This is a genomic window from Muricoccus vinaceus, from assembly GCF_042433125.1.
Taxonomy (GTDB): domain Bacteria; phylum Pseudomonadota; class Alphaproteobacteria; order Acetobacterales; family Acetobacteraceae; genus Roseomonas; species Roseomonas vinacea.
Genome location: NZ_JBHLVZ010000075.1, coordinates 1 through 15415 on the forward strand (window position 1 = coordinate 1; position 15415 = coordinate 15415).

12 protein-coding genes and 1 tRNA gene are annotated in these 15415 nt (G+C 68.4%); all 13 read right to left on the reverse strand.

Translation table 11 applies throughout. The features are described from left to right. Positions 1-158: 158 nt before the first annotated feature. The gene (rpsG, locus tag ACFFIC_RS21340; RefSeq protein WP_043839687.1) at positions 159-635 is read right to left on the reverse strand and encodes a 30S ribosomal protein S7; all 477 of its coding nucleotides are present in this window, start codon (positions 633-635) and stop codon (positions 159-161) included. An 11-nt stretch (positions 636-646) separates the two neighbouring features. Next, positions 647-1018, reverse strand: coding sequence for a 30S ribosomal protein S12 (rpsL, locus tag ACFFIC_RS21345; protein ID WP_043839686.1), 372 nt, complete (start codon positions 1016-1018; stop codon positions 647-649). A gap of 337 nt (positions 1019-1355) precedes the next feature. Continuing rightward, complete coding sequence (gene rpoC / locus ACFFIC_RS21350) at positions 1356-5606, reverse strand: DNA-directed RNA polymerase subunit beta' (protein ID WP_377054129.1); 4251 nt, start codon at positions 5604-5606, stop codon at positions 1356-1358. A gap of 101 nt (positions 5607-5707) precedes the next feature. Continuing rightward, a complete protein-coding gene (rpoB, locus tag ACFFIC_RS21355) occupies positions 5708-9901 on the reverse strand; it encodes a DNA-directed RNA polymerase subunit beta (RefSeq protein WP_377054131.1) in 4194 nt (1397 codons plus the stop codon). A gap of 207 nt (positions 9902-10108) precedes the next feature. Next, positions 10109-10492 (reverse strand): 50S ribosomal protein L7/L12, encoded by a 384-nt coding sequence (gene rplL / locus ACFFIC_RS21360; RefSeq protein WP_377054133.1) that lies wholly within the window; start codon positions 10490-10492, stop codon positions 10109-10111. Between the two features lie 90 nt (positions 10493-10582). Further along, positions 10583-11119: a 50S ribosomal protein L10 gene (gene rplJ / locus ACFFIC_RS21365; RefSeq protein WP_377054135.1), complete on the reverse strand. Its 537-nt coding sequence runs from the start codon at positions 11117-11119 to the stop codon at positions 10583-10585. 290 nt (positions 11120-11409) lie between these two features. After that, positions 11410-12105 carry a 50S ribosomal protein L1 gene (gene rplA / locus ACFFIC_RS21370; protein ID WP_377054137.1) on the reverse strand — a complete coding sequence of 232 codons (696 nt, stop codon included), beginning with the start codon at positions 12103-12105 and terminating at the stop codon, positions 11410-11412. 4 nt (positions 12106-12109) lie between these two features. Continuing rightward, positions 12110-12544 (reverse strand): 50S ribosomal protein L11, encoded by a 435-nt coding sequence (gene rplK, locus ACFFIC_RS21375; protein WP_377054139.1) that lies wholly within the window; start codon positions 12542-12544, stop codon positions 12110-12112. Positions 12545-12783: 239 nt separating this feature from the next. Beyond that, positions 12784-13551, reverse strand: coding sequence for a (S)-ureidoglycine aminohydrolase (gene allE / locus ACFFIC_RS21380; RefSeq protein WP_377054141.1), 768 nt, complete (start codon positions 13549-13551; stop codon positions 12784-12786). A 92-nt stretch (positions 13552-13643) separates the two neighbouring features. Then, a complete protein-coding gene (gene nusG / locus ACFFIC_RS21385) occupies positions 13644-14180 on the reverse strand; it encodes a transcription termination/antitermination protein NusG (protein ID WP_377054143.1) in 537 nt (178 codons plus the stop codon). 103 nt (positions 14181-14283) lie between these two features. After that, positions 14284-14478, reverse strand: coding sequence for a preprotein translocase subunit SecE (gene secE / locus ACFFIC_RS21390; protein WP_377054145.1), 195 nt, complete (start codon positions 14476-14478; stop codon positions 14284-14286). A gap of 126 nt (positions 14479-14604) precedes the next feature. Then, positions 14605-14681: transfer RNA gene (locus ACFFIC_RS21395), tRNA-Trp, on the reverse strand. Between the two features lie 66 nt (positions 14682-14747). Continuing rightward, positions 14748-15179 carry an RDD family protein gene (locus ACFFIC_RS21400; RefSeq protein ID WP_377054147.1) on the reverse strand — a complete coding sequence of 144 codons (432 nt, stop codon included), beginning with the start codon at positions 15177-15179 and terminating at the stop codon, positions 14748-14750. Positions 15180-15415 lie beyond the last annotated feature (236 nt).

Consider the following 15415-nt stretch of genomic DNA (forward strand, 5'->3'; position numbering starts at 1 on the left):
ACATGGCCAATCGTGCCAATGTTGCAGTGCGGCTTGTTCCGCTCGAACTTCGCCTTACCCATGATCTAGCCTCTGCCCGGATGGGACTTGAAAGGGGTTGCCGCCGCGGGAGCGGCGCCTGTGGGTGGACGCCGCAGAGGCGGCGCCGTGATCGGTGCTTACCAGCGGTAGTGGCTGAAGGCCTTGTTGGCCTCGGCCATCCGGTGCGTGTCCTCGCGCTTCTTCACCGCGGAGCCGCGGTTGTTCGCGGCGTCCATCAGCTCGGCGGAGAGCCGGTCTTCCATCGTGTGCTCGCCCCGCTTGCGGGCGGACTCGATGAGCCAGCGGATCGCGAGGGCCTGGCGGCGCTCGGGGCGAACCTCCACCGGAACCTGGTAGGTGGCGCCGCCGACCCGACGGGAACGCACCTCGACGGCCGGCTTCACGTTGTCCATGGCCTCGTGGAACAAGCGGAGCGGGTCGGCGTTCTGGCCACCGCGGCGCTTCAGGGTGTCCATGGCGCCATAGACAATGCCCTCGGCGGTGCTCTTCTTGCCGTCATACATCAGCACGTTCATGAAACGGCTGAGCACGACGTCACCGAACTTCGGATCCGGCAGAACTTCGCGCTTCTCTGCGCGATGGCGACGCGACATCTCTCAGTTCCTCACTTCGGCCGCTTGGCGCCGTACAGCGACCGGCGCTGGCGACGCTTGGCGATGCCCTGCGTGTCGAGCACGCCGCGCAGGATGTGGTAGCGCACACCCGGAAGGTCCTTCACGCGGCCGCCGCGGATCAGGACAACCGAATGCTCCTGAAGGTTGTGGCCCTCGCCGGGGATATAGCTCACCACCTCGTAGCCGTTCGTCAGGCGCACCTTGGCGACCTTACGAAGGGCCGAGTTCGGCTTCTTCGGCGTGGTGGTGTAGACCCGCGTGCAGACGCCGCGCTTCTGGGGGCAGTTCTGCAGCGCCGGCACCTTGTTGCGGCTCGGCTTCGGCTCGCGCCCCTGCGCGATGAGCTGGTTAATCGTCGGCATGACGCCCCTTCGTGACCCGTCTCTGTGACTGACCGCCCTGCGTCCAAGCGAAGGAGCCCGCGTGACCGCGTCTGCGATCCTGCGGGCTACTCTCCGTCTCCGGCCTAAACCGTCCAGAGAACACGGGGTTCAAGGAGCGGCGGCACCGGGGACGCGGAAGGGTCGTCCAAACTCGTTCGATCCCCTGGCGCTGCCGTTGGGGGTCGTGGAGGGCCGGACACCTACCCCCCCTCACCCCATGAGTCAAGCGCTTTGGGCCTTGTGTGGCTGGGTGGGCGCAGGGTTGCATCCCCGCCCCCACCAAAACGTGGGGCGGCCCGAGGGCCGCCCCTGCTCCTTACTCGGCGGCCTGGCGGCCGTCCGTGTTGCCCGAAGGCAGCGCGGCCTGACCGGCCGGCAGGCGGCCCTTGTCGCGTTGCGCGGCAAGCGCGCGCAGGCGGTTCATGACCGAGCCCGTCCCGGCCGGGATCAGGCGCCCGACGATGACGTTCTCCTTCAGGCCCTCCAGGCGGTCCACCTTGCCGGCCACGGCCGCCTCGGTGAGCACCCGCGTCGTCTCCTGGAAGGAGGCGGCGGAGATGAAGGAGTTGGTCTGCAGGCTGGCCTTGGTGATGCCCTGGAGCACCGGCTCGGCCCGCGCGGGCCGCTCCTTCACCTCCAGGCGCTTCTCGTTCTCGATGTCGAACTCGATGCGGTCCACCTGCTCGCCGATCAGGTAGGTCGTGTCGCCAGGCTCGAGGATCTCGACCTTTTGCAGCATCTGGCGAACGATCACCTCGATGTGCTTGTCGTTGATCTTCACGCCCTGCAGCCGGTAGACGTCCTGGATTTCGTTGACCAAGTAGTTCGCCAGCGCCTCGACGCCCAGCACGCGCAGGATGTCGTGGGGCACGCGCGGGCCGTCCACCAGCGGGTCGCCGGCACGGACGTAGTCGCCCTCCTGGACGGAGACGTGCTTGCCCTTGGGCACCAGGTACTCGCGCGAGGCCGGCTGCTCGTCGCCCACCGCGTCCGGCACCACCACGATCCGGCGCTTGGCCTTGTAGTCCTTGCCGAACTCCACGCGCCCGTCGACATCGCTGATGATGGCGGCATCCTTGGGACGGCGAGCCTCGAAGAGCTCCGCGACGCGGGGCAGACCGCCCGTGATGTCGCGGGTCTTGGAGGACTCGCGCGGCAGGCGGGCGATGACGTCGCCGGCATGGACCGTCGCCCCGTTCTCCACGTTCAGGATGGAGGAGGGCTGCAGCGCGAACTGCGCCACCACCTTGCCCCCTTCCCGCAGCACCATGCTGGGGCGGAGATTGGCGTTCTTGGCCCGCTCGACCGGCTCGCGCACCACCTTCGAGGTGAGGCCCGTCACCGGGTCCGTCTCCTCATAGAGGGTGAAGCCCTCGATCAGGTCCGTGTACTCCACCACGCCCGCGCGATCGATGATGATCGGCAGGGTGAAGGGGTCCCAATCGGCCAGCTTCTGGGCACGGGCCACCTCGGCGCCGTCCTCGACCAGCAGCCGCGCACCGTAGGGAACACGGTACCGGGCGCGCTCACGGCCCTGCGCATCGCTCAGCACGATCTCGCAGTTGCGGGCCATGACGATGTTGGCGCCCTCGCTGTTCACGACGACGGCCTTGTTCAGGACCTTCACCGAGCCGTCGCTGGTCGCCTCCACATGGGACTGCTCCGCCGAGCGCTGGGCGGCGCCGCCGATGTGGAAGGTGCGCATGGTCAGCTGCGTGCCCGGTTCGCCGATGGACTGAGCGGCGATCACGCCGACCGCCTCACCGGTGTTCACCGGGGTGCCGCGGGCAAGGTCGCGCCCGTAGCACATGCCGCAGACGCCCTGCCGCGCGTCGCAGGTCAGCACGGAGCGGATATAGACCTCTTCCGCGCCGGACTGCTCCACGGCGTCGGCCGCGACCTCGTCCACCAGCGTATCGCGCGCGGCGACCACCTCGCCCGTCTCCGGGTTCAGCACGTCGCGCTGGATCGTACGGCCCAGGATGCGTTCGGACAGGGAGGACACGACCTCGCCCCCGTCCATCACGGCACGCACCGTGATGCCGCGCTCCGTGCCGCAGTCGTTGTCGACGATGATGCAGTCCTGCGCCACGTCCACGAGGCGGCGGGTCAGGTAGCCCGAGTTCGCCGTCTTCAGCGCCGTGTCCGCGAGGCCCTTGCGGGCGCCATGGGTGGAGTTGAAGTATTCGAGGACGGTCAGGCCTTCCTTGAAGTTCGAGATGATCGGCTGCTCGATGATCTCGCCCGAGGGCTTGGCCATCAGGCCGCGCATGCCGGCCAGCTGGCGCATCTGCGCCGGCGAGCCGCGGGCACCGGAATGGGACATCATCCAGACCGAGTTGGTCTGCTTGCCCGCTTCCTGGCGCGAGATCTCCTTCATCATGGCGCCGGCGACCTCCTCGGTCGCGCGCGACCAGGCGTCCACCACCTTGTTGTAGCGCTCACCGGCGGTGATCAGGCCGTCGAGATACTGCTGCTCGAACTCCTTCACCTCGCCCTTGGTGCGATCGATCATCTCGGCCTTGGAGGCCGGGATCATCATGTCGTCCTTGCCGAAGGAGATGCCGGCCTTGGCCGCGTTGCGGAAGCCCAGGCCCATCAGGCGGTCGGCGAAGATCACCGACTCCTTCTGGCCGCAGTGGCGGTACACCGCGTCCATCACGTCCGAGATGCTGCGCTTGGTCAGCTGCCGGTTGATGATGGAGTAGGGCACGTTCGGGTGCGTGGGCAGCAGGGCGCCCATCATCAGGCGGCCCGGCGTGGTGACGGCCGTCTCGCGCTTCGGCTTGCCGTCCTCGGTGAAGCCGGTGACGCTGGCGATGATGGCGGTGTGCAGGTTCACCTGGCCGCCGGCCAGCGCCTGCTCCACCTCGCCGAGGTCGCGGAACACGTGCGGGCGGAAGTTCAGCGCGTCGCGCTGCTCCTCCGTCAGCTTGGAGCCGTCCTTGCCGGCCAGCCCCTCGATCGTGGCGCGCACGGCCTCGATCCGCGCCTTGTCGGTGCGGAACTCGGGGGTTTCCAGGCTCAGGTAGTACAGCCCGAGCACGATGTCCTGCGACGGCACGATGATCGGCTTGCCGTTGGCGGGGCTGAGGATGTTGTTGGTGGACATCATCAGCACGCGCGCCTCCAGCTGGGCCTCAAGGCTCAGCGGGACGTGCACGGCCATCTGGTCGCCGTCGAAGTCCGCGTTGAAGGCCGTGCAGACCAACGGGTGGAGCTGGATCGCCTTGCCCTCGACCAGGATCGGCTCGAAGGCCTGGATGCCCAAGCGGTGCAGCGTCGGCGCCCGGTTCAGCATCACCGGGTGCTCGCGGATCACCTCCTCGAGGATGTCCCAAACCTCGGGACGCTCCTTCTCCACCATCCGCTTCGCGGCCTTGATGGTGGTGGCGTGGCCGTACTTCTCGAGCTTGGAGTAGATGAAGGGCTTGAACAGCTCGAGCGCCATCTTCTTGGGCAGGCCGCACTGGTGCAGCTTCAGCTCGGGACCGACCACGATCACGGAACGGCCGGAATAGTCCACGCGCTTGCCGAGCAGGTTCTGGCGGAAGCGGCCCTGCTTGCCCTTGAGCATGTCGGACAGCGACTTCAGCGGACGCTTGTTGGCACCCGTGATGGCGCGGCCGCGGCGGCCGTTGTCGAAGAGGGCGTCCACCGCCTCCTGCAGCATGCGCTTCTCGTTGCGCACGATGATGTCGGGCGCGCGCAGCTCGATCAGCCGCTTGAGGCGGTTGTTGCGGTTGATGACGCGGCGGTACAGGTCGTTCAGGTCGGAGGTCGCGAAGCGGCCGCCGTCCAGCGGCACCAGCGGGCGCAGCTCGGGCGGGATCACCGGCACGACGTCGAGGATCATCCACTCCGGGCGGGCGCCGCCCTCGGCGAAGGACTCGATCAGCTTCAGGCGCTTGACCAGCTTCTTGCGCTTGGCCTCGGAGGTCGTCTCCTTGAGGTCGGCGCGCAGGCGCGCGCTCTCCTTGCCGAGGTCGATGCCGGTCAGCATCTGCTTCACGGCCTCAGCGCCGATGCCGACGGTGAAGGCATCCTCGCCGAACTCGTCCTGCTTGGTCTGGAAGGCGTCCTCGGTCAGCAGCTGGTGCAGCTTGAGGTCGGTCAGGCCCGGCTCAAGGACGACGTAGCTCTCGAAGTAGAGGACCTTCTCCAGCTCCTTCAGAGACATGTCGACCATCAGGCCGACGCGGCTCGGGAGGGACTTCATGAACCAGATGTGGGCGACGGGGGAGGCCAGCTCGATATGGCCCATGCGCTCGCGCCGGACCTTGGCCAGCGTCACCTCGACGCCGCACTTCTCGCAGATGATGCCGCGGAACTTCATCCGCTTGTACTTGCCGCACAGGCACTCGTAGTCCTTGATCGGACCGAAGATGCGCGCGCAGAACAGCCCGTCCCGCTCCGGCTTGAAGGTGCGGTAGTTGATCGTCTCGGGCTTCTTGATCTCGCCATAGGACCAGGAGCGGATCTGCTCCGGGGAGGCGATGGTGATCTTGATCTGATCGAAGGTGACGGCCTGGCCGGTCTGGCCAAGGATCTTCATCAGCTCGTTCATGGGGCCTTCCTTCTGCGTCCAGCCTGCCCTGCCACGCCGCAGGGCAATATCAACGGCCGGCCCCGCTGGGATGGGGCCGGCGCGATCCTGTCAGGCGGAGATCAGCTTCCGCGGTTCTCGAGATCCACGTTCAGGCCGAGGGACTTCAGTTCCTTGGTCAGAACGTTGAAGCTCTCGGGGATGCCGGCCTCGAAGCTGTCCTGGTCGCGGACGATGGCCTCGTAGACCTTGGTGCGGCCGGACACGTCGTCCGACTTCACCGTCAGCATCTCCTGCAGCGTGTAGGCGGCGCCGTAAGCCTCGAGCGCCCAGACCTCCATCTCGCCGAAGCGCTGGCCGCCAAACTGCGCCTTGCCGCCCAGCGGCTGCTGGGTGACGAGCGAGTAGGGACCGATGGAACGCGCGTGGATCTTGTCGTCCACCAGGTGGTGCAGCTTGAGCATGTAGATGTAGCCCACCGTCACCTTGCGCTCGAACAGGTCGCCCGTGCGGCCGTCCACGAGCTGCACCTGGCCGGAGGTGTCGAGGCCGGCCTTGGTCAGCATGGCCTCGATGTCCGAGATCCGGGCGCCGTCGAAGACGGGGGTCGCGATGGGGATGCCGCGCTTGAGGTTGTCGCCAAGCTCCAGAAGCTGGTGCTCGCTCATGTTGACGATGTCACGGTCGGTGATCTCGTCGCCATAGACGTCGCGCAGCTTCTCGATCAGCGCCTCGCGGGCGGCCCCGGCGCGCCGGTAGTCCTCCACCAGCTCGCCGACCTGCTTGCCGAGATTGGCGCAGGCCCAGCCCAGATGCGTCTCGAGGATCTGGCCGATGTTCATGCGCGACGGCACGCCCAGCGGGTTCAGCACGAGATCGACGGGGGTGCCGTCCTCCAGGAAGGGCATGTCCTCGATCGGGACGACACGGGACACCACGCCCTTGTTGCCGTGCCGGCCCGCCATCTTGTCGCCGGGCTGGAGCTTGCGCTTCACCGCGACGAAGACCTTGACCATCTTCATCACGCCGGGCGGCAGCTCGTCGCCGCGCTGCAGCTTCTCGACCTTGCTCTCGAAGCGCTTCTGGAGGCGCTCGACCGCCGCGTCGAACTCGCGCTTCAGGGCCTCGAGCTGCGCCTGGGCGCCGTCGTCCGAGACGCCGATCTGGCGCCAGGTCATGCGGTTGAACTCGCCCAGCACCTCGTCGGTGATGACCGTGCCCTGCTTCACGCCCTTGAAGCCACCGGCCGCCTTGCGGTTCAGCAGGATCTCCCGGAGGCGGCCCGTGAAGCTCCGCTCCTGGATCAGGCGCTCGTCATCGCGGTCCTTGGCCAGGCGCTCGATCTCGGCGCGCTCGATCGCCATGGCGCGCTCGTCCTTGTCCACGCCGCGGCGGGAGAAGACGCGCACGTCCACGATCGTGCCGGAGACGCCCGGCGGCAGGCGCAGGGACGTGTCGCGCACGTCGCTCGCCTTCTCGCCGAAGATGGCGCGGAGGAGCTTCTCCTCCGGCGTCATCGGGCTCTCGCCCTTGGGCGTCACCTTGCCGACCAGGATGTCGCCCGGCTGCACCTCGGCGCCGATGTAGACAATGCCGGCCTCGTCGAGGTTGCGGAGCGCTTCCTCGCCGACATTGGGGATGTCGCGGGTGATCTCTTCCTGGCCCAGCTTGGTGTCGCGGGCCGAGACCTCGAACTCGTCGATGTGGATCGAGGTGAAGACGTCGTCCTGGGCGATGCGCTCGCTGATCAGGATGCTGTCCTCGAAGTTGTACCCGTTCCAGGGCATGAAGGCGCAGAGGGCGTTGCGGCCCAGCGCCAGCTCGCCCAGCTCGGTCGAGGGACCGTCGGCGATGATGTCCCCGGCGCGCACCTCGTCGCCCACGCGGACCAGCGGGCGCTGGTTGATGCAGGTGGACTGGTTGGAGCGCTGGAACTTGCGCAGGCGGTAGATGTCGACGCCCTGGGTGGTGCCGTCCTCGCCGGTTGCGCGCACCACGATGCGGGCGCCGTCGATGCTGTCCACCACGCCGTCGCGGCGGGCGACGATGGAGGCGCCGGAGTCCCGCGCAACGGCGGCCTCCATGCCCGTGCCCACCAGCGGCGCGTCGGAGCGGACCAGCGGCACCGCCTGGCGCTGCATGTTCGAGCCCATCAGCGCGCGGTTGGCGTCGTCGTTCTCAAGGAAGGGGATGAGCGCGGCGGCGACCGAGACGAGCTGCTTCGGCGAGACGTCGATCGCCGTCACCTCCTCGGGCTTGACGAGGCGGAAGTCGCTGCCCTGGCGGACGGAGACGAGGTCCGAGCGGAACTCGCCGGTCTCGCGGTCCACCTCGGCATCGGCCTGCGCCACCACGAGGCGCTCCTCCTCCATGGCGGAGAGGTAGCGGGGCTCGCCGGTGATCTTGCCGTCGCGGACCATCTGGTACGGCGTCTCGATGAAGCCGTACTTGTTGACCTTGGCGAAGGTCGCGAGGCTGTTGATCAGGCCGATGTTCGGGCCTTCCGGCGTCTCGATCGGGCAGATGCGGCCGTAATGCGTCGGGTGCACGTCGCGCACCTCGAAGCCGGCACGCTCGCGGGTCAGGCCTCCCGGACCAAGCGCCGAGAGGCGGCGCTTGTGCGTCACCTCGGAGAGCGGGTTGGTCTGGTCCATGAACTGGGAGAGCTGGGAGGAGCCGAAGAACTCGCGCACCGCGGCGGCCGCGGGCTTGGCGTTGATCAGGTCGGTCGGCATCACCGTGTCGATGTCGACGGAGCCCATACGCTCCTTGATGGCGCGCTCCATGCGGAGCAGGCCCACGCGGTACTGGTTCTCCATCAGCTCGCCGACCGAGCGCACCCGGCGGTTGCCGAGGTTGTCGATGTCGTCGATCTGGCCCTTGCCGTCCTTCAGCTCCTGGAGCGTGCGGACGGTGGCCAGGATGTCCTCCTTGCGGAGGGTGCGCTGCGTGTCCGGCGCCTCCTCCAGGGAGAAGCCGAGGCGCATGTTCATCTTCACGCGGCCGACGGCCGAGAGGTCGTAGCGCTCGCCGTCGAAGAAGAGGCCGCGGAACAGGGTCTCGGCGGTCTCTGGCGTCGGCGGCTCGCCCGGGCGCATGACCCGGTAGATGTCCATCAGCGCGTCGTCGCGGTTGGAGTTTTTGTCCACCGCGAGGGTGTTGCGGATCCAGGGGCCGACGGAAGCGTCGATCGCCAGCGTGGGCAGGCGGTCGTAGCCGGCCGCCTCGATGGCCGCCAGCTTGGGCTCGGTCAGCTCCTCGCCGGCCTCGGCGTGGATCTCGCCGGTGGACATGTCCACCAGGTCCTCGGCCACGTAGCGACCCAGCAAATCGGCACGGGAGACGAGCACCTCCTTGGTGCCCTCCTCGGCGATCTTGCGGGCGGCGCGGGGGTTGAGCTTGGTGTCCTTGGCAGCCACCACCTGGCCGGTGGAGGCATCCACCAGGTCCTCGGTGAGCTTCAGGCCGCGGAAGGCCTCGGGCTCATAGGGGCGCGACCAGCCCTGCTTGCCATGGGCGAAGACGACCTGCTTGTAGAAGGTGGACAGGATCTCCTGCGCGTCCATGCCGCGGACCTCGCCGAGCTCCAGCGGCGTGTCGCGCTCGGCGCGCTTGGCCTGGGTCTCGGTGGAGTCGAGGGCATAGAGCAGAGTCGTCGCCGGCAGCTTGCGCTTGCGGTCGATGCGGACGTAGCAGATGTCCTTGGCGTCGAACTCGAAGTCGAGCCACGAGCCGCGGTAGGGGATCACGCGGGCGGCGAAGAGGTACTTGCCCGAGGAATGCGTCTTGCCCTTGTCGTGGTCGAAGAACACGCCGGGAGAGCGGTGCATCTGGGAAACGATGACGCGCTCGGTGCCGTTGACGATGAAGGTGCCGTTGTCCGTCATGAGCGGGATGTCGCCCATGTAGACGCCCTGCTCCTTGATGTCGCGGATGGAGCGGCTGCCGGTGTCCTCGTCGATGTCCCAGACGATCAGGCGCAGATGGGCCTTCAGCGGGGCGGCATAGGTCAGCCCGCGCTGGATGCACTCCTCCACGTCGTACTTGGCTTCCTCGAACTCGTAGCGCACGAACTCCAGGGAGCCACGACCAGCGAAGTCGTTGATCGGGAAGACGCCCTTGAAGACCTCCTGGAGACCGGCGTTGGCGCGCATTTCCGGCGAAACCTCGGCCTGCAGGAAGCCTTCGTAGGAGGCGCGCTGCACGTCGATGAGGTTTGGCATCGGCGCCACCTCGGGCAGCCGCCCGAAGGACCTGCGGATGCGCTTGCGCCCGGTGAAGCCCTTGCCCTCAAAACCCTTCGAGATCGCGTTCATGCCAGCCCTGCGTCCTCTTCAACCTCTCCGGGCGACCCTGGGCGCCGCCGCGCGCCCCGATCCCCCGTAAGCCACCGGACGGCCCCGGCCATCCGGCGAAAACAGGCGCGGGCGGAAACCCAATGGTTTCCACCCGGCCCTTCGCACATCTTGTTCCCCTGGCCCGCCCCGGGACGGGGATAGGCCAGGAGATCGCGGGTCGCGGTCTTACTTGACCTCGACCTTTGCACCGTTCTCTTCGAGGACCTTGCGGATCTTCTCCGCCTCATCCTTGGAGACGCCTTCCTTCACGACCTTCGGAGCACCCTCGACCAGATCCTTGGCCTCCTTGAGGCCCAGGCCGGTGATGGTGCGGATCTCCTTGATCACGTTGATCTTCTTGTCGCCGGCGGCGGCAAGCGTCACGGTGAACTCGGTCTGCTCCTCGGCGGGCGCGGCAGCGGCACCGCCACCAGCGGCCGGGGCGGCAGCCACGGCGGCGGGAGCGGCGGCGGAAACGCCCCACTTCTCCTCGAGCATCTTGGAGAGCTCGGCAGCCTCCAGGACGGTGAGGGTCGAGAGCTCGTCAACGAGCTTGGCAAGATCGGCCATGTCTTTGTGTTCCCTGATCTAGTGGCTTGGCTTGAAGTTTGCAACCCTGACCTGGAGCGCCGTGCGCAACCGGGCCGGGGTCATGGCGTTTCAGGCGGCTTCCGCGCCCTCGCCGGCCGAATCCTTGTCGGAATAGGCCTTGAACACCCGCGCCAGCTGCCCGGCCGGAGCCTGCAGCACGCCCGCGATGCGCGTCGCCGGGGTCTGGATCAGACCCAGGAGCTGCGCCCGGAGCGTTTCGAGCGAGGGAAGCTCGGACAGAGCCTTGACGCCGTTGACGTCGAGGGTCTGCGTGCCGAGCGCCCCGCCCAGGATGACGAACTTGTCGTTACCCCTGGCGAACTCCACGGCGGTCTTCGCCACGGCCACCGGATCCTTCGACCACGCGAGCGCGGTCGGACCCTTCAGCAGCGGCGAGATGCCCTGGAAGCGGGTGCCGTCGAGGGCGAGATTGGCCAGCCGGTTCTTGGCGACCTTGTACGTCGCGCCAGCCGCCCGCATCCGGCGCCGCAGATCATCCACCGCCGCGACCGTCAGCCCATTGTTCTGGGCGACGAGCACGAAGGAGGTGTCGGCGAACACCGAACCGAGGGAGGCGACGAACGCGGTCTTCTCCGAACGGTCCATTCCCGTCTCCTACGAATAACCGGGGCCTTGTGGAGGGGCACCGGCCGGTTCACGCAAGGGCGCCCCCGCATGGGGACGCCCCGGTTCGCCTGTCAGATTCAAGCCGGAAGCCAAGCCAAGCCCAGGGGGGACCCCCATAGGTCATCGTCTCTGGCACCCCGTCTCCCCGTTGCGCTTGCGCTTCAAGGCCTGCCTTCCTGAGAAGGGGCGGCCACACCGGGTCTCGGACAGGTCAGGCGGGTCTAGACCCGCCCTGCCCGCGCCGCCCTGAACGGGCGGCGCGAATTCTCTCAGGCCGTGAGGGAGCTCACGTCCACCTTGATGCCGGGGCCCATGGAGGAGGACACGGCGACCTTCTTGACATAGGTGCCCTTGGCGCCGGCCGGGCGGGCGCGCTGGATGGCGTCCACGAAGGCCTTGGCGTTCTCGAGCAGCTTGTCGGCCTCGAAGCTCGCCTTGCCGATGCCGGCATGGACGATGCCGGCCTTCTCGGCGCGGAACTCCACCTGGCCGGCCTTGGCGGCGGTGACCGCGCCGCGGACGTCCATGGTGACGGTGCCGAGCTTGGGGTTCGGCATCAGGCCACGCGGACCGAGGATCTTACCCAGGCGGCCGACGAGGCCCATCATGTCCGGGGTGGCGATGCAGCGGTCGAAGTCGATCTTGCCTTCCTGCACCGCGGTCATCAGGTCCTCGGCGCCGACCACGTCCGCACCGGCGGCCTGGGCCTCCTCGGCCTTCGGGCCGCGGGCGAAGACGCCGACGCGGACGGTCTTGCCGGTGCCGTTCGGCAGACCGACCACGCCGCGGACCATCTGGTCGGCGTGGCGGGGGTCGATGCCGAGGTTCATCGAGATCTCGATGGTCTCGTCGAACTTGGCGTTGGCGGTGGTCTTCACCGTCGAGATCGCCTCGGCGAGGCCGAGCGACTTGTCGAGGTCCAGGCCCTCGTTGATCTTGCGGAGACGCTTGCCCTGCTTGGCCATCGGATCAGCCCTCCACCACAACCATGCCCATGGCGCGGGCGGACCCGGCCAGCATACGAACCGCGGCGTCCTCGGACTCGCAGTTCATGTCCTTCATCTTCACCTTGGCGATCTCGGCGAGCTGGGACTTGGTCACCCGGCCGACCGCGCCGCCCTTGCCCGGGGTCTGGCTGCCCTTCTCGAGCTTGGCCGCCTTGAGCAGGAAGTAGGTGTTCGGGGGCGTTTTGGTGATGAAGGAGAAGGTGCGGTCCGAAAAGGCGGTGATCACGACCGGGGTCGGGGTGCCCGGCTCCATGCCCTGCGTCGCCGCGTTGAATTCCTTGACGAACTGCATGATGTTCAGGCCGCGCTGACCCAGCGCGGGGCCCACGGGCGGGGAAGGATTGGCCTTGCCCGCCGGGATTTGCAGCTTGATGTAGCCGACGATCTTCTTCGCCATGCCCTGGCACTCTCCTGTGTATTCGGAGGCCCGCGGTGCCTGCGGCCCGCCCCGCTAGGCTGGGGCCGGACCTCCCGCGTTCCTGCTGCCCCATGGCGGGGCAAACGCGCGGCGGCCGGGCGGGGTGAACCCCAGCCCGGCCGGCGCGGAAGCGGCGTATAGGCGGGGGCGGGGCGGGAGTCCAGGGCAAATCCGGCGCGCGGCGCCCTTCCCTCCCCCGCCGCGTGTGCGGCGCCCGGTCAGATCACGTCGCGGTTGACGTCCTTGTAGAGGAGATACTCGCAGGCCTCGTTGCCGGTGGCGTAGATCTGCTGCGGGACGTAGGGGCCCATCCAGGTGAAGTCGCCGGTCCAGAGCTCGTGCCAGTCGCGGCCGAGGAGCTGCAGGGCCTGGCCCTGGAGCATGACCATGCCGTGCTCCATCACATGCGTCTCGACGCACCAGAAATGGGCACCCGGCGCGTAGCACATGATGTTCATCTCGAAGTCCATGGGCATCTCGCGCAGGCCCAGCAGGCAGAGGCGCCAGCGGGGACCGCTGTCCTCGCGCAGCGCGGTGTCGCGGTGGCCGGTGATGACCTTCGGCGCCGCCACCCCAGCGGCGGGCTGGTAGGGCTTGCGCACCCAGATGGCCCGCGCCTCCTCCGCGCCCGCGTTGCGCAGGGCATAGGGGGTGCCCTGGGGGACATAGGCGTAGCCGCCGGGAGCGAGGCTGTGGGTGGCGCCCTCCACCGTGACCTCGATGGTGCCGGCCTGGACGTAGAGGAAGGCCTGGACGCCGTCGTCCACCGGGCCCGCGCTGCCGGCGCCGGGCGGGAGGATCATCAGGGCCTGGGCGAAGCGGGCGCCCATCTGGCGGCTGGTCTGGAAGCGTATGATGCAGCCCGGCCAGTTCGGCAGCAGGCTGTCCATGATGCCCTCGGCCGGGAAGACGCAGTAGTTGGGCGTCAGCATCGACCGGTTGTGGCCGATGATGCCCGGCGGGGGGTTGGGGGTGGGGACGCGCATGACGTGGCCTCGGTGCGGAAACGGTGTCCGCACCATGCCGCCCGCACGGCGTCAAGCCGCCGGCCCGGCGCGAGGCCGGGCCGGTGGGGGGATCAGGCCTTCTCGACCTGCCCGTATTCGAGCTCGACCGGGGTGGCGCGGCCGAAGATGGAGACGGAAACCTTCACGCGGCCCTTCTCCTCGTCCACTTCCTCCACCACGCCGTTGAAGGAGGTGAAGGGGCCGTCGGCGACCCGGACGTTCTCGCCGACCTCGAAGGTGATGGAGGGGCGGCGGGGCTTCTCGGCGTTGTCCTGCACCTGCTGGAGCATGCGCATGGCCTCGCGCTCCGGGATCGGGCTCGGCTTGTTGCGCGCGCCCAGGAAGCCCGTGACCTTGGGGGTGTCCTTCACGAGGTGCCAGGCCTCGTCGGTCATCTCCATCTTCACCAGGACATAGCCGGGGAAGAACTTGCGCTCGGTGTTGATCTTCTGGCCGCGGCGGACCTCCACCACGTCCTCGGAAGGAACCAGCACGTCCTCGATCCGGTCGGCCAGGCCCTTCTGGGCGGCCTGCTCCTTGATCTGGCTCGCGATCTTCTTCTCGAAGCCCGAATAGACGTGGACCACGTACCACTTCTTGTCGGCCATGGCGGCGACGCTCCCAATCCTGTGGCGCCCCGCCTCCGGCCCGGGGATCGGCCCCGGCCTCCGGCGCGGCGCCGAAACCTGTGACGGCCTTGAAGCTAAGGCTTCAGGCGAATCCGAACAGCAGGCGCATGCCGAGTTGGATGAGCCAATCCGCCACCAGGAAGAACACGGCGGCCAGCGCGGAGAGCGCCAGCACCAGCCCGGTGGTGATCAGCGTTTCCTTGCGGCTCGGCCAGGTGACCCGGCCGATCTCCTGCCGCACGTCGCGCAGGTAGCCTGCGGGATTGAAACCGGCCACGTCAGGGCCCCTCCTGGCGCCGGGTCCCGGAACCTCCCGAGGGAGGCTGGCTGGACTCCGCGGCGCGGTGATCGGCGAGCGGGATGCTCAGATGCGCGTCATGCGCGGCCCGCCCCGGTAGGACCCTGGCAGGGGCGGAGGGTCTCGAACCCCCAACCTCCGGTTTTGGAGACCGGCGCTCTAGCCAATTGAGCTACGCCCCTAGGCGGGCCACGCAGGGGCCGTGCCTTAAGGCAAGGCGCGCCGGCTGTCGAGGGGGTGCGCGGCGTTCAGCGGCCGGGCGGAGGGTCCTGCACCACCAGGGTGCGGGCGATGCGGTCGTGCCAGCACTGCCGGCGGGGGTCCCAGATCATCCAGAGATAGCCCAGGCCGAGGGGGATGCTGGACAGGATGTAGCCGAGGTAGCGGGCGACCAGGCGCGGCCAGGGAGGCGTGCCGCCGGTTTCGGCGTCCACCACGCGCAGCCGCATGAGTTGCTTGCCGGGGGTGGCCTGCCGGGTGACCCAGAAGAGGAGGATGATCAGGGCGGAGATGAGCTGGAGGAGGATGTCGGAGCCCGGCGACAGGCCTTCCTCGCCCCGCAGCGCCTCGCCCGTCATGACCAGGATGAGTCCGAGGGGGAGCATCCAGGCGGCGTCCAGCACCTGGGCCGCGAGCCGCGGCCAGAAACCGGCCAGTTCCACGCCGACCTGTTCGGCCATGCCGGTCTCCGCCTCCGTGCCCGCGCCTTCGTGCCGGCGCCCCAGGGGGCGGTTGTCCTTGGGGGCGGGTGGCTTGTCCAGCCCCGGGGACGAGGGGCCGGAACGGGAAAGGGCGGGCCACCTTCCGGTGGCCCGCCCTTCCCTGCCGCCGCCCTGGAGGGCGGGCTGGTTCCTACTTCTCGATGCTCGCGACGACGCCGGCGCCGACGGTGCGGCCGCCCTCGCGGATGGCGAAG

Excerpts from the sequence above, each read along its gene's own strand:
- rplJ (WP_377054135.1), bottom strand. The coding sequence starts at position 11,119 with ATGGACCGTTCGGAGAAGACCGCGTTCGTCGCCTCCCTCGGTTCGGTG.
- ACFFIC_RS21400 (WP_377054147.1), bottom strand. The coding sequence starts at position 15,179 with ATGGCCGAACAGGTCGGCGTGGAACTGGCCGGTTTCTGGCCGCGGCTC.
- rplL (WP_377054133.1), bottom strand. The coding sequence starts at position 10,492 with ATGGCCGATCTTGCCAAGCTCGTTGACGAGCTCTCGACCCTCACCGTC.
- rpoB (WP_377054131.1), bottom strand. The coding sequence starts at position 9,901 with ATGAACGCGATCTCGAAGGGTTTTGAGGGCAAGGGCTTCACCGGGCGC.
- rplA (WP_377054137.1), bottom strand. The coding sequence starts at position 12,105 with ATGGCCAAGCAGGGCAAGCGTCTCCGCAAGATCAACGAGGGCCTGGAC.
- rpoC (WP_377054129.1), bottom strand. The coding sequence starts at position 5,606 with ATGAACGAGCTGATGAAGATCCTTGGCCAGACCGGCCAGGCCGTCACC.
- nusG (WP_377054143.1), bottom strand. The coding sequence starts at position 14,180 with ATGGCCGACAAGAAGTGGTACGTGGTCCACGTCTATTCGGGCTTCGAG.
- rpsG (WP_043839687.1), bottom strand. The coding sequence starts at position 635 with ATGTCGCGTCGCCATCGCGCAGAGAAGCGCGAAGTTCTGCCGGATCCG.
- rplK (WP_377054139.1), bottom strand. The coding sequence starts at position 12,544 with ATGGCGAAGAAGATCGTCGGCTACATCAAGCTGCAAATCCCGGCGGGC.
- allE (WP_377054141.1), bottom strand. The coding sequence starts at position 13,551 with ATGCGCGTCCCCACCCCCAACCCCCCGCCGGGCATCATCGGCCACAAC.
- rpsL (WP_043839686.1), bottom strand. The coding sequence starts at position 1,018 with ATGCCGACGATTAACCAGCTCATCGCGCAGGGGCGCGAGCCGAAGCCG.